The organism is Bradyrhizobium sp. CCBAU 65884 (assembly GCF_028128835.1).
In the GTDB taxonomy this organism is placed as follows: Bacteria; Pseudomonadota; Alphaproteobacteria; order Rhizobiales; family Xanthobacteraceae; genus Bradyrhizobium; species Bradyrhizobium ottawaense.
On record NZ_LBJU01000126.1, the window covers coordinates 31,493 to 44,776 of the forward strand.

The 13,284-nt window shown below is 65.6% G+C and carries 11 protein-coding genes; 4 read left to right on the plus strand and 7 right to left on the minus strand.

Annotation, left to right across the window (positions count from 1 at the left end; genetic code table 11):
• Nucleotides 1-72 precede the first annotated feature (72 nt).
• Together XI03_RS27245 and XI03_RS27250 are read left to right on the plus strand one after the other, a co-directional pair.
• Nucleotides 73-1,323: an efflux RND transporter periplasmic adaptor subunit gene (locus tag XI03_RS27245; RefSeq protein ID WP_271593840.1), complete on the plus strand. Its 1,251-nt coding sequence runs from the start codon at nt 73-75 to the stop codon at nt 1,321-1,323.
• 39 nt (nt 1,324-1,362) lie between these two features.
• On the plus strand, nt 1,363-4,479 hold the full coding sequence (locus XI03_RS27250; RefSeq protein WP_271593841.1) for an efflux RND transporter permease subunit: 3,117 nt from the start codon (nt 1,363-1,365) through the stop codon (nt 4,477-4,479).
• Nucleotides 4,480-4,482: 3 nt separating this feature from the next.
• Here the strand turns inward: XI03_RS27250 and XI03_RS27255 are convergent, their stop codons facing one another.
• The 5 genes from XI03_RS27255 to XI03_RS27275 all read right to left on the minus strand — a co-directional run bounded on the left by XI03_RS27255 (nt 4,483) and on the right by XI03_RS27275 (nt 9,107).
• Nucleotides 4,483-5,445, minus strand: coding sequence for an amidohydrolase family protein (locus tag XI03_RS27255; protein WP_271593842.1), 963 nt, complete (start codon nt 5,443-5,445; stop codon nt 4,483-4,485).
• A 51-nt stretch (nt 5,446-5,496) separates the two neighbouring features.
• The gene (locus tag XI03_RS27260) at nt 5,497-5,781 is read right to left on the minus strand and encodes a hypothetical protein (RefSeq protein ID WP_370091933.1); all 285 of its coding nucleotides are present in this window, start codon (nt 5,779-5,781) and stop codon (nt 5,497-5,499) included.
• 106 nt (nt 5,782-5,887) lie between these two features.
• Nucleotides 5,888-7,285, minus strand: a complete 1,398-nt coding sequence (locus tag XI03_RS27265) for a TolC family outer membrane protein (protein WP_049801717.1) — start codon at nt 7,283-7,285, stop codon at nt 5,888-5,890.
• Between the two features lie 221 nt (nt 7,286-7,506).
• Entirely contained in the window at nt 7,507-8,286 is a 780-nt protein-coding gene (locus XI03_RS27270; protein WP_028143187.1) for an enoyl-CoA hydratase, read from the minus strand.
• A 134-nt stretch (nt 8,287-8,420) separates the two neighbouring features.
• Entirely contained in the window at nt 8,421-9,107 is a 687-nt protein-coding gene (locus tag XI03_RS27275; protein ID WP_038971539.1) for a hypothetical protein, read from the minus strand.
• A gap of 292 nt (nt 9,108-9,399) precedes the next feature.
• Here XI03_RS27275 and XI03_RS27280 point away from each other — a divergent pair, with 292 nt between their 5' ends.
• Nucleotides 9,400-9,945 carry a sigma-70 family RNA polymerase sigma factor gene (locus tag XI03_RS27280; RefSeq protein ID WP_271593843.1) on the plus strand — a complete coding sequence of 182 codons (546 nt, stop codon included), beginning with the start codon at nt 9,400-9,402 and terminating at the stop codon, nt 9,943-9,945.
• Nucleotides 9,946-9,947: 2 nt separating this feature from the next.
• The gene (locus XI03_RS27285) at nt 9,948-10,586 is read left to right on the plus strand and encodes an NrsF family protein (RefSeq protein WP_095424620.1); all 639 of its coding nucleotides are present in this window, start codon (nt 9,948-9,950) and stop codon (nt 10,584-10,586) included.
• Nucleotides 10,587-10,598: 12 nt separating this feature from the next.
• Here the strand turns inward: XI03_RS27285 and XI03_RS27290 are convergent, their stop codons facing one another.
• The gene (locus XI03_RS27290) at nt 10,599-11,702 is read right to left on the minus strand and encodes a DUF2336 domain-containing protein (RefSeq protein ID WP_271593844.1); all 1,104 of its coding nucleotides are present in this window, start codon (nt 11,700-11,702) and stop codon (nt 10,599-10,601) included.
• 63 nt (nt 11,703-11,765) lie between these two features.
• Nucleotides 11,766-12,923: a GGDEF domain-containing protein gene (locus XI03_RS27295; RefSeq protein WP_028143182.1), complete on the minus strand. Its 1,158-nt coding sequence runs from the start codon at nt 12,921-12,923 to the stop codon at nt 11,766-11,768.
• Nucleotides 12,924-13,284: the final 361 nt, after the last annotated feature.

Below are 13,284 nucleotides of genomic sequence, written 5' to 3' on the forward strand. Positions count from 1 at the left end.
CCAATTCGGCACTATTAGCGCAACCGATAAGGCAGGCATCTGCCGAGATCGTCGCAGACACGACCGGGCTCCATGGTAGTTGAAAATACCAAGCGATTGCAGGTGTTTACAAAACAACGGGTGATCACATCCGTAGTTCTACTAGCTCTTGGCGGTGTCGGCGCCGGTGCCTACGGCTTCCTCTCTTCCGGGTCCAAGGAAAAGAAGCACTCCGAGATCTCCAGCCAGTCGCGCAGGAATGCGCAGAACTTCACGCCGACGCCGTCCGAATGGGCGACGCTGACGATCGAGCCGGTCAAGGCCAAGGCCTTCCGCGCCGAATATGTCACGGAAGGCAAGGTCGCCGTCGACGAGGACCGCTCGACACCGGTGTTCTCGCCCTATGCCGGCCGCGTCACCAAGCTGCTGGCCAAGCCGGGTGAGATGCTGAAGCAGGGCCAACCGCTGTTCACGATCGAGGCCGCCGACACCGTGCAGGCCCAGAACGATTTCATCGCGGCGATGACCTCGCAGAACAAGGCGAAGTCGGCGCTCGAGCTCTCCGACATCCAGTTCAAGCGCGCCAAGGACCTCTACGAGGGCCATGCCATTCCGCTGAAGGATTATCAGCAGGCCGAAGCGACCCAGGTTCAGGCGCGCAACGACATGCGCTCCTCGGGGACCGCGCTGGAAGCCGCGCGCAACAAGCTGCGCATCCTCGGCTTCACCGACGAGACCATCAAGGCGTTCCAGGACAAGGGCGCCATCAATCCGGAAGTCACGATCTATTCGCCGATCTCCGGCACGGTCGTGCAGCGCAAGATCGGCCCCGGCCAGTACGTCAATTCCGGCGCCAGCGATCCAGTCTTCGTGGTCGGCGATCTCTCCACGGTCTGGCTCACCGCCTTCGTGCGCGAGAGCGACGCCGCCGCGGTCTGCATCGGCCAGGACATCACCGTCAACGTGATGGCGCTGCCGGGCCGCCCCTTGACCGCCAAGATCAATTACGTCGCTGCCGCGATCGACCCCAACACCCGCCGCCTGCAGGTCCGCGCCACCATCGACAACAAGGACGGGCTGCTCAAGCCCGAGATGTTCGCCAACGTCACGATCTATTCGGCCGGCGATCGCGCCGCGCCCGCGGTGCCGAAGCAGGCGTTGATCTATGAAGCCGACAAGGTCCGCATCTGGGTCGCGCGCGAGGACAAGTCGGTCGAGCTGCGCCAGATCAAGATCGGCCTCATCAACGGCAACCTCGTCGAGGTCACCAGCAATCTGAAACCCGGCGAGCAGATCGTCACCAAAGGCAGCCTGTTCATCGACCGCGCGGCGTCCGGCAGCTGATCGACGACCCAAAAAAACTGAAGACAAATTGAAGACCTGATGGATCGTCTCGTCGCCCTTGCCGTCAACCGGCGCTTCCTGATGGTCGGGATGTTCGTCGCCGTGCTGATCGGTGGCGTCATCGCGTTCAACCAGCTCAACATCGAGGCCTATCCCGATCCGACCCCGCCGATGGTCGACATCGTGACGCAGAGCCCGGGGCTGTCGGCGGAGGAGATCGAGCGCTACATCACGATCCCGATCGAGACCCAGGTCGCAGGTCTGAAGAACCTGACGACCATCCGCACGATCTCGCTCTACGGCCTCTCCGACGTCAAACTCCAGTTCTCCTTCGCATACACCTATGACGAGGCGTTGCAGCAGGTATTGAACCGCCTGGCGCAGCTCGCGCCGCTGCCGGGCAACGTGCAGCCGCAAATCTCGCCGCTCAGCCCGATCGGCGAGATCTTCCGCTACCGTCTCGTGGGTCCGCCGAACTACAGCGTGCTCGATCTCAAGACCATCCAGGACTGGATCCTGCAGCGCCGCTTCCGCGCCGTGCCGGGTGTCATCGACGTCACCGGCTGGGGCGGCAAGAGCAAGACCTATGAGCTCCAGGTCGACTTCAACAAGCTGGTCGCCAACGGTCTGACGCTGCCGCAATTGCTCCAGGCGGTCGGCAATTCCAACGTCAATGTCGGCGGCAATACCGTCAATATCGGCCAGCAATCGGCCGTGGTGCGCGGCGTCGGCCTGATCCGGTCGATCGACGATCTCGCCAATACCATGGTGGCGCAGACCGGCGGCAATCCGGTGCTGGTCAAGGACGTCGCCACCGTCACCGTCGGCCAGAGGCCGCGCCTCGGCATTGCCGGCCTCGACGAGTCCGACGACATCGTGCAGGGCATCGTCCTGATGCGCCGCGGCGAGCAGAGCTCGCCGACCATCAAGCGAGTCCACCAGCTCGTTCAGACCATCAACAATTCCAGCATCCTGCCGCCCGGCGTGCGCATCGAACGCATCTACGACCGCGGCGACCTGATCGAGCTCACCACCCACACCGTGCTGCACAACATGGTGGTCGGCATTCTCTTGATCGTGCTGTTGCAGTGGATCTTCCTCGGCGACCTGCGCAGCGCGCTGATCGTCGGCGCCACCATTCCGTTCGCGCTGTTCTTCGCCGTCATCATCCTGGTGCTGCGGGGGGAATCTGCCAATTTGCTGTCGGTCGGCGCGATCGATTTCGGCCTGATCGTCGATGCCACCGTCATCATGGTGGAGGCGATCTTCCGCCGCCTGACCCAGACGACGCCGATGTCGGAGACCGAGCACATGTCCAACGAGACGCTGTTCGGCATGAAGAGCCACGCCATCCTCAGCGCGGCCGCCGACGTCTCGCGCTCGATCTTCTTTGCCGCGGCGATCATCATCGCGGCCTTCCTGCCGCTGTTCACGCTGTCCGGCGTCGAGGGCAACATCTTCGGGCCGATGGCCCGCACCTATGCCTATGCGCTGGCCGGCGGGCTGCTTGCGACCTTCACCGTCACGCCGGCGCTGTCCGCGATCATCCTGCCCGCGCATGTCGAGGAAACCGAGACCAGGGTGATGCGGATCCTGCACCGGTTGTACTCGCCGTTGCTGCAATGGGCGGTCGCCAACCGCAGCATCGTGCTCGGCGGTGCGGTCGGCCTCGTGCTGATGACGGTGGCGCTCAGCCGGATGCTCGGCCTCGAATTCCTGCCGAAGCTGGAAGAGGGCAATCTCTGGATTCGCGCCACGCTGCCGCCGACCATCTCGCTCCAGGAAGGCAACAGCTACGTCAACGAGATGCGCAAGGTGATCCGCGCCCGGCCCGAGGTCGAGTCCGTCGTGTCTCAGCACGGCCGTCCCGACGACGGCACCGACGCCGCCGGCTTCTTCAATGCCGAGTTCTTCGCGCCGCTCAAACCGATCAGTCAGTGGCCCGGGACCCGCGACAAGGAAGAGCTGACCGCGCAACTGCTCAAGCAGCTCGACGATCGCTTCCCCGGTGTCGAGTTCAACTTCTCGCAATATCTCCAGGACAACGTCTCCGAGGCCGTCTCCGGCGTGAAGGGCGAGAACTCGATCAAGCTGTTCGGCAGCGACCTGCAGGCGCTGACCGACACCGCCAACAAGATCAAGTCGGTGCTGGCCACGGTGCAGGGCGTCACCGACCTTGCGGTGTTCACCTCGCTCGGCCAGCCGACCGTCCAGATCGACATCGACCGCGCCAAGGCCGCGCGCTACGGCCTTGCGCCGGGCGACATCAACGCCACGATCAAGGTCGCGATCGGCGGCGACACGGCGGGCGATCTCTACGAGTCCGGCTCCGATCGTCACTTCCCGATCATCGTCCGCCTCGCGCCGGAATACCGCAGGAGTGCCGAGGCGATCCAGAATTTGCGCATCGGCGCACCCGGGCCGAACGGCACCGTCACGCAGATTCCCCTCAGCGAGGTCGCCACCATCAGCCTCGTCTCTGGCGCGGCCTACATCTATCGCGAGCAGCAGGAGCGCTATCTGCCGATCAAGTTCTCGGTGCGCGAGCGCGACCTCGGCAGTGCGATTCGCGAGGCGCAGCAGAAGATTGCCGAGCAGGTGCAGCTGCCGCCCGGCTCGCACATGGACTGGGTCGGCGAGTTCGGCAATCTCCAGGACGCGATCCGGCGGCTGTCGATCGTGGTGCCGATCTCGCTGGCGCTGATCGGCGTGCTGCTCTGGTTCAATTTCGGCTCGATGACCGACACGCTGCTCGCGATGAGCGTGATCCCGATGGCGATCTTCGGCGGCGTGCTGGGACTTTTGATATCGGGCACGGCATTCAGCGTTTCCGCGGCGATCGGCTTCATCGCGCTGTTCGGCATCGCCGTGATGGACGGCATCATCATCCTGTCGCAGTTCAACCAGCTCATCGAAGAGGGCATGGACCGCATGAGTGCGGTGGTGCGCACCGGCGAGCTTCAGCTCCGGCCGGTGCTGATGACCTGCGTCGTCGCCGGCGTCGGGCTGCTGCCGGCGGCGCTGTCGGAAGGCATCGGCTCGCAGGTGCAGAAGCCGCTCGCGGTCGTCGTCGTCACCGGCATGATGCTGGCGCCGGTCGTGATCCTCGTCACCTTGCCGGTCCTGATCTCATTCTTCTCGCGCCGCGCGCGCTGACCGTCAGAATCCGTAGAGTCGTGCCGGGTTGTCGACCAGGATCTTCTTGCGCACATCGGCATCCGGTGCCCACACCGGAAGCTGGTTGAGCAGGCGGGCGTCGTCGATCTGATAGAGCGGCGCGATGTCGGTCGGCTTGCGTCCCTCGACACGGCTCGAATCCGGATGCGGCCAGTCGGTGCCCCAGACGATGCGGTCCGGATTCGCCGCGATCAGCGCACGTGCATAAGGCGCCATGTCCTGATAGTCGGGCGCGAGCTTTGACGAGCGATAGGCGCCGGAGATCTTCACATAGGCCTTGCCGGACTTCACCAGCGCAGCGAGATCGGAGAAACCCGGCTGCTCCAGGCCGAGCGAAGCTTCCAGCCCGCCGAAATGGTCGAACACGACAGGTACCGGCGCCGTCTCGACGAGGTCCTTGATCGCCGAGATCATAGGAAGCGTGGTGTAGAGCTGCACGTGCCAGCCGCGCGCCTTCATGCGCTCGACGGCGGTGGTGAAGCGTGACCTGCCGACATTGGGGTCGTTGACGCCGCCGGTTGCGAGATTGAGGCGCATGCCGCGGAAACCGTCCGCCTGCATCGCATCGAGCTGTGCCTCGGTCGTCTTGTCGTCGATTACGGCGACGCCGCGCGCATTGGCGCCGCGTGCCTTCATGCCGAACAAGGTCGACGAATTGTCGGTGCCGTAGACGCTGGGGGTGACGATCACCACGCGCTCGATATGCAGCGCCTTGTGCAGTGCAGCCATTTCTTCGGGGCTTGCCGGCTCGGGCGTGTAGACGCGCCCGGCGAAGAACGGAAACTTCTCGACGTCGCCATGAATGTGAGTGTGGCAGTCGCAGGCATGCGCGGGGACGTCGAAATTGAGCGGCGTCGCAGGCTGCGCCGCGCGGGCGTGGGCTCTGTTGGTCATGGCTACTCCGGCGGCGAGGGAGGCAAGCAGGACGCTGCGTCGATCGAGCACGGTTTCTCTCCCTGGTTGTTTTATTTGGCAGTGTGCCGGGACGGTACCACATCAGCCGGATCGAAGCTGCGCTTCGTTGCATAGCTGCTCGACAATGTCCGCAAGCAGACGTGAGCCGTCCGCGCGCACGACCGGGCAGGGCAGGCCCGCGAGCCATGCTTCATGCTTGGCGAGACTGCGACCTTCGCGATCCCCCGCTTCGTAATGAGAGGCCCATTCGACGAAGTCTTCGGTCTCGTCGTGGCGCCAGCCGCCCGGCGCGACGGCGTCAGCGCCGAAATGGGCGGCCTCGCGGGCGCGCAATCGCTTCATCCGGATCTCGCGCGGCGCGGTCACGAAGCCGGCCCGCGAGCGCCCGGCCGAGCGTCGTCACGCCGGAGCCCGAAGCGCCCGTCAGATGGATGCGGCGGCTTTTCATGGGCACCGGCCCGATAGATTGAAACTACTGCCCCGACGGCGTGCGCAGACCGTGCCAGGCGTCGCGAACCTGGTGGTAGTGAACCTCGGGCAGATAATCCGGCGTGTTCAGGCTCAGCGTCTTGACGTCGAGATGGCCGATGGCGCTGAGCAGCGTGTAGGATGCGATGACGCGGTCGCGGTTGGCGCCGATCAGGCGGGCCTTGGCCTGGATCAAATCGGCCTGCGAGTTCAAGACGTCGACCGTGGTGCGTTGTCCGCCGGCGGCCTCGCGCTGCACGCCCTGGAGTGCGACGGTCGCAGCCTTCACTTCGGATTCCGAGGCCGACACGGTGATCTTGGCGCCTTCATTGGCGACCCAGGCGCTCACTGCCGCCGTGCGAGCCTGGTTGCGGACCTGGTCGAGCACGAGCCGGCTCTGCGCCGTGATCTCCTTGGCCTGCCGGGTCTGCGCGGCGGCCTGGCCGCCGTCGTAGATCGGCGCGGTGACATTGGCGACGATCGAGGCCTGGTCCTCGGCGAAGGTGCCGAGCGTCGGGTCGTTGTTGCGGCTCTTGCTGGCGCTGCCCTGGATGGTGGCGCTCGGCAGCAATGAGCCTTCGGCGATGCGGATGTTGGTGGAGGCGACATCGACGTCGAAGCTGGCGGCCATCACCGCCGGATGCTGGCGGATTGCCATGGTCATGGCGTCTTCGCGGCTCTTCGGCAGATAGCGATCGACGGCCTCGGCGGCCCGAAGCTGCGATGGCGCATTGCCGATCACTTGCGCATAGGTCGCCTGGCTGACGGCAAGCGCGACCTCGGCGGCGTTGAGATCGGCAAGGCCGCGGTTGAGGCGCGCTTCGGCCTGCGCGCTGTCGGTCGGCGTGACATCGCCGGCGTTGAGACGGCGCTGGGTGACCGAGAGCGTCTCGCGCAGGAAGGCGACGTTGGAACGCTGCGCTTCGACCAGCGACTGGTTAGCGAGCACGTTGGTGTAGGCGGTGACCGCGTCGAGCAGCACGCCCTGGCCGACATTGCGCAGCGCCTCGCGGCCCGACTGCACCTGGAGCTCGGCGGCCCGCACGTTGTTGGCGGTGCGGAAGCCGTTGAAAAGGGTCTGCGTCACGGTGACGCCGATGATCCATGGCTTCAAATTGCCGGTCTGGATTGTGTTGTCGGGCAGCAGATTGCGAACCGATTGCAGGCCGGCGCTGAGGCTCGCCACGATCTGCGGCCGGTAACCGGCGAGGGCCTGCGGCACGTTCTCGTCCGTGGCGCGTTGTCGCGCACGTTCGGCATTGAGCTGTGGATTGGTCTGGTAGGCCTTGGCGAGCGCCTCCGGCAGGGCTTCGGCCCAGGCGGCGGAGGGCAGGGCGCAACACAGCGCCAGCGTGGTCCATGTCGCAAGCACAGGACCCACGCCCGATCGATGCCGCGTCATCTCGCGACCAGCTCTGGCGGTACGCCCAATCATGTAATCCCGCTTACCCCGGCTGTCCGCCCCCGCCGACGGTGGCCTCTTAACTGTTTAACCAGCCGAGGTCCCGCAGGCAAACTGCCGCGGGGGAAACCCCCATGAAATCCGTGCTTGTTGCAGGTGCGTCACAGGAGTTCTGAGGGAACGCGGCCGAGCCTTACACCAGCCTGACCCGTTCCCTGACGTTACCGATTCTTGTTCACCGGCTTGCGCTTCTCGATGAACGCCGCCATGCCCTCGGAGCGGTCCTCCAGCGCGAAGGTCGAGTGGAACAGGTTGCGCTCGACGCTCATGCCCTCGGCGAGCGTGGTCTCGAAGGCGCGGTTCACCGCTTCCTTGGCCATCGCGGCCGCAGGGCGCGACATCGCGGCGATCTTCTCGGCCGCCGCCATCACTTCGTCCATCAGCTTGTCGGCAGGCACGATGCGGCTGACGAGGCCGCTTCTCTCGGCTTCCGCCGCATCCATCATGCGGCCGGTGAGGCACAGGTCCATCGCCTTGGACTTGCCGATCGCGCGTGTCAGGCGCTGGGTACCGCCGATGCCGGGAATGGTGCCGAGCGTGATCTCGGGCTGGCCGAACTTTGCGGTGTCGGCGGCGATGATGAAATCGCACATCATGGCGAGCTCGCAGCCGCCGCCGAGCGCATAGCCGGCAACCGCGGCAACCGTCGGCTTGCGGCAACGCGCGATACGGTCGCCGCCGATCGCGGCGAAATCCTCGGAGAACATGTCGATGAAGCCCTTCGGCTGCATCTCCTTGATGTCGGCGCCGGCGGCAAAAGCCTTCTCGCTGCCGGTCACGACGATGCAGCCGATGGCGTCATCGGCCTCGAGATCGTCGACGGCAGCTGCGATCTCGCGGAAGACGCCGAAGGAGAGCGCGTTGAGCAACTTCGGCCGGTTCAGCTTGATGATGCCGACCGCGCCTTTGCTTTCGACGATGATGTGTTCGAACGTGCTCATGCTCCACCCACGCTTTTGATTGGGCGGGCAATGTGCCCGCTGGCGCGGTGAGCTTCAAGGGGCTAACGGCCGCCGGAACACGCAGCAAGATGCGCGTTCCGGGGAGGTCTCTCGGGCCAGGATCGGGCCCGCAATCACGCCATGAACATGCGGGCGGCGGACGCCAGCGTCAGCAGCGTGCCGACGCCGATGAAGATCTTGCCGATCAGGGAGCTCTGGTCCCAGGCAGAGCTCTGCTGGGTGCTTGCCATCACCGGTGCCGGCCGGGGCTGGGCCTCGGTTGCGGCAATCACCGCCTTCTGCGCGGGCGGGTTGTCCTGTTGCGCGGCGCGGTCGATGTCGTTGAGCTGATCGGGGGCGACGACCTGGCTCTCGGCGTTCGCAGCGTTGGTATTATCGGCCGCTGCCTGGACATTGGTGTTGGCGCGGTCTGTCATTGCCGAGGCCGCTGCCGCAGTCGGGGTGTCGGTGGTGGCGAGCTGCGCATTGGCGTTGGCGACCGCTGGCGGCATCTGGGTCGAGGCCGGGACGTTATTGTCGGCCGTGCTGTCGGCCTTCGTCTCGTCGGCCTTGTTGTCGGCCTTGGCCGGAGCGGCGTTCTTGTCGGCCTTGTCGTCGGATTTCTGTGCTGTCTTGCCGCTGGTGGTGGTGCGGCGTGACTCATGGCGCCGGTGCTTGCTCGGCTTGGCCGCGTCGGCCTGCTTGCCCGCGCTGTCCGAATTGCTTGTGGCCGAGTTTGGGGCCGCCTGTGCAAGGCCTCCGAACAGCAACAAAAGGCCGGCAAGAACAATCAGGGCCGCGCGCCCGCTGGCTTTCATCATGGTGATGATCTCCCCAATTCCGCCCGTCCCGGAAACGAACAGAGACCCCGGGGCGTGACGACAGCGGGGCAGAAAATGGGAATCTTCGGGCCACAACGGGCAAAACCGGGGCAGACCGGACCCCCTTGAAGCCAGCCGCCGGGTGCGGGACGGGCCGATCGGTGTTATGAGCCGTCGCAGACGTTTACGGCCGGATCGGTCGCGCGGTCCGGGGCATATCACGAATTCGTGATTCCGTCGGACCCGCGTAACAAATTGAACGGACGGCCGAATTGCATGGTGAGGGGCGCGCGTGCGCGGACGTGAGGACGAATGGACCGGCCTGATGCGGTCGGCCATGGCTGGCGATGATGCGGCCTATCATCGCCTGTTGAGGGCGGTCACGCCGGTGCTGCGCGCTGCAGCGAGGCGAGGCCTGGCACGGGCAGGCCAGCCTCCCGACCAGGCCGAGGATATCGTGCAGGAGATTCTGTTGGCGGTGCATCTGAAGCGGCACACCTGGGACAGCGAAGCCCCCTTCGCGCCCTGGCTGTTTGCCATCGGCCGCAACAAGCTGATCGACTCGCTGCGCCGGCGCGGCAGGCGCGTCTTCGTCAATATCGACGATTTCGCCGAAACCCTGCCGGGCGAGGCGCCCGAGGAAACCGCCTCCGCGGGCGAGGTCGCAGCCCAGCTCAACACCCTGCCGCAGCGCCAGCGCGACGTGCTGCAGTCGATCGCGGTCGAGAGCGCCTCGATCAAGGATACGGCGGCGAAGTTTTCGATGAGCGAGGGCGCGGTGCGCGTCGCGCTGCATCGCGGACTTTCGGCGCTGACGACTAAACTGCGGGACCAGTAGTCATGGACACCGATCAACTCATCCGTTCGCTCGCAGCCGACAATGCGCATCGCGCGCCGCGCGTCGGCGCGGTGCTGACCATGGCGCTCCTGGTGGCCGCGCCCTTGTCGATCCTGATCTTCGCGACGTTCCTCGGCGTGCGTCACGACGTGATGAGCGCGATGCACAACCCGTTCTTCGACATGAAATTCGCGGTGACGCTGTCGCTGGCGATTCCCGCCATCATCGTCAGCCTGCATCTGTCGCGTCCCGAGGCCCTGCTGCGCGGCTGGGGCTGGCTGCTGCTGCTTCCCGTCGGGCTGCTCGCGGTCGCGATCGGCAGTGAGGCGATGATGGCGCCGGCCATGCCGATGACGATGCGCTTGATGGGCAAGAACTCCAGGGTGTGCCTGGTCGCAATTCCGGCGATGTCGCTGCCGCTGCTTGCGGGGGCGCTGTTCGGCCTGCGCCATGGCGCGCCGTCGCGCCCGGCGCTTGCCGGAGCGCTCGCCGGCCTGGTGTCGGCCGGCCTTGCCGCGACGCTCTATGCCTCGCACTGCACCGACGATTCGCCCCTGTTCGTCGCGACCTGGTACACGCTCGCGACCGCGCTGGTGACGGCGATCGGCGCGGCGGTCGGGGCGAGGGTCCTGAGATACTGACCGCGCCGGGCCTCACGCCGCCGGCGTCGTGCCCAGCTGCATGCGGTGGAAGCGCAGCACCTGCTGCGCGGTCGATGAGCGCAGCGCCTCGTAAACGTCGCGCAGCGTCAGCATGTCGGTCTGCGAGCCGCCGGAGAGCTTCTCGCGCATCGCGATGATGGCGCGCACGCTCGGCCAGGACATGCCGGCGACCTTGGCGAGGATCATCACGCCCTCGGTGCGGCTTTCGATCATCATGGTCTCGGCGGTCTCGACCGCGACGCCGGCGAGCGCCGCGAGCCCCGCATTGGTTTCGTCGAACTTGCCCTGCTCGGCGAAACTGGTGACCTGGAATTCGTTGAGGCGGCCGTCCTCGTGCAGCGACTTCACCAGCGCGCGCGCCATCTCGGTCTGCTTCGTCATGGCGGCAGCGCGGACCCTCTGGGCCACTTCCTGCACCACGCTCGACACCTCGTCCACGAGCTCCGGATGCGCGGCCTCGAGCTTCCTGCGCACGCTCAAGGACGCCTTCGCAACCAGCTTCAAATAGTGATGGCGCGGCAGGTCCGGCCGCTGACCGATGCAGGTGGCGAGGTCGTCGTCGCGTTCGGCGCGGGTGACGAGATCGGTGAGGCTTCCCTCGGAGAGCCGTGCGCCCGGATTGCCGACGGTCGACTGCACCACGTCCTCGTTGCCGCGCGTCACCAGCACGTCGGTCAGCGCTTCCGACAGCACCCGCCGCAGCGAGATCGCCTTGAGATGGGCTTGGCCCCTCGTGCGCGCGATCTCGATCAGGGTCGTCTCGTCCAGCCGTTCCGATTTCGACAGCACGGGGCCGGAGACCTCGATGACCTCGTCGAGCGCGAGCGTGCGGATGATTTTCGGCGGCGCGGCCGCGATCGGTGCGAGCCGGTCGGCGAGCAGCGCCTTGGCCGAGGTCTCGATCTGCTCGATCAGGCACTGGAACACGTCGTCGAACACGCGGATGTGGTCGTCGGAATAATCCACCGAATTGCCCACGAACAGATCGGTGACGCGGCGCAGCGTCTCGACCCGGCGCGCGACGGTGCCGTGCGAGAGTGCAGCCTGTAGTTCCTCGAGCAGATTCTCGGATGTCTTTGTGGATCTGGATCTCATGGCCCTGTCCTGGAGCGCTCGGTCCGGCGGCGGGTTCTGTCGCAGCGGGAAAAAATGGATTGGTCAGCTCGTTGCAATGCGGTTGCGCCCTTGCGCCTTGGCGGAATAGAGCGCGCGATCGGCGCGCGCGAGAAACGTGTCGGCAGTATCGACGTCGCGCAGCGTCACCACGCCCGCGGAAATGGTCACCCGCATATTCAGGGAGAATGCGCTCCAGTCGAGATCGGCGATGATACCGCGCAAGCGCTCGAGCATGCGCTGTGCGGCGTCGTCCGACGTGTCCGGCAGCAGCAGGAGGAATTCCTCGCCGCCGTAGCGGCCGAAGCAGTCGGCCGGGCGGATGTTGGCGAACATGGTGATCGCGAAGGTGCGCAGCACCTCGTCGCCGACGGGATGGCCGTGGGCGTCGTTGATGCGCTTGAACCAGTCGAGATCGATCAGTGCGATCGCGCAGGGCATCGATGTCTGCCGCGACTTTTCGATCTCGGCGTCGAGCAGGCGCATGATGCAGCGGCGGTTGTAGGAGCCGGTGAGCTCGTCGAGCTCGGCCAGCTCCTCGATGCGCTGATAGGCGGCCTTCAGCTCGATGCTGCGCCGGTACAGGATCTTGCGCAGGGTGGCGCCGAACAGGCCGAGGAAGGCGCACTGGCCGATCACCAGCACGAAGCAGAGCATCGAGGCGGTTCGCTCCAGGCGGGTTGCAACCGGCAGTCCGATCGGCAGGTCCGAGCCCAGGAAGACCAGGGCGAGCCCGCAGGTGGCAAGGCCCCAGGTCACCATCGCCTGGCTCGAGGTCATCCGCAGCGTGCCAAACGCGAAGATCAGAAACAGTACGGCGATGAACGCGACCCCGACCGTCGGCACTGCGAGCAGGAACAGCAGCTGCAACGCCATATGCGCCGAGATCTGGAAGACGGTGAGGTAATGATCCTCGAACCGGTCGCCGAAGCCGGCTTCCGAGAGCACGGTGAACGTACCGATGATCAGGAGGCCGCCGAGCCAGAACAGCGATGGAACGGCCATGGAGACGGCGCCGCCATAGGCGTAGAGCAGCAGGACCGAGGCGCCCAGCGAATAGCTCGCCACCTGGCCGATATACATCTGGCGGCGCTGCCGGGCCCGGCGCGCCAGCACTTCGGAAGCCGCCGCCTCGGGCGTGAGCACGAGATCCGCGACCTCAGCGGCATTCCTCTCGGGAAAGGACGTCGCGGCCGTGCTCATGGTCCCGCCAATGGTGATGTCAGCGTAAAAATCTACGTGGCAAGCCTTTAGGTTTGGTATCCTTGGAAACCGAATCCGAACCGTGCAGCGCGGAACAAGGCGGTCGGCTGGCGGGAGAAATTTTGCCGGCGATCAGGTGTCCGTTTGCGATGCGATCGAGCCTAAGCCGGGCTTGGCGAGACATATGTCGTGCAGGGCTGCTATGGAACCGGACGAGGCCGGGCCGCCTGTGCCGGACAGGCATTCCGCAGGGAAGTATCGCAGTATTATGTTACCGATCTGGATGAAGGCGGCCGACGGCCGCGGATGGGACAAGAAAAATACGCGTATGTGGGGTAGGTCACATAGGCCACCGTATGAC